This window comes from Pseudomonas sp. 05N431, assembly GCF_056397005.1.
The window spans coordinates 1-569 of record NZ_JBFTMN010000060.1 but is presented as its reverse complement, the minus strand read 5'-3'; the positions used below and the strand labels follow the sequence as shown (position 1 = coordinate 569).

The 569-nt window shown below is 62.6% G+C and carries 1 protein-coding gene; it reads left to right on the top strand.

What is annotated here, in order from left to right; genetic code table 11:
• Positions 1-569, top strand: a 569-nt coding sequence (locus AC1DIG_RS29300; RefSeq protein WP_477770112.1) for an immunoglobulin-like domain-containing protein, incomplete at both ends; no start/stop codon positions are given.

Here is a 569-nt window from a genome sequence, read left to right as displayed (position 1 = left end):
GTCACGCTGAGCAACGGCGCCGTGATCAATATCGAGGCCGGTAAAACCACCGGCTCCGTGGTGGTCGACACCCCGGCGAACGACGTCTATAAAAATGGCAGCACCGTCAGCACCACCATCGAAAGCACCACCGGCGGCAATTTCGAGCAACTGACCCCGAGCACCACCCCGGCGGTGACCACGATCACCGACTCGATCGATAACACCGGGCTGTCCCTGGCAGCGACCGGTTCGGTCACCGAAGGCGGGCAGATCACCTACACCGCGACCCTGACCAATCCGGCCGGCACCGCGATGAGCGTGACCCTGTCCAACGGCGCGGTAATCAACATCGAGGCCGGCAAGACTTCCGGCAGCGTGGTGGTCGACACTCCAGCGAATGACGTCTACAAAAACGGCAGCACCGTCAGCACTACCATCGAAAGCACCACTGGCGGCAACTTCGAGCAGCTGACCCCGAGCACGACGCCAGCGGTGACCACCATCACCGATTCGATCGACAACACCGGCCTGAGCCTGACCGCGAATGGTTCGGTGGTTGAAGGCGGGCAGATCACCTACACCGCGAC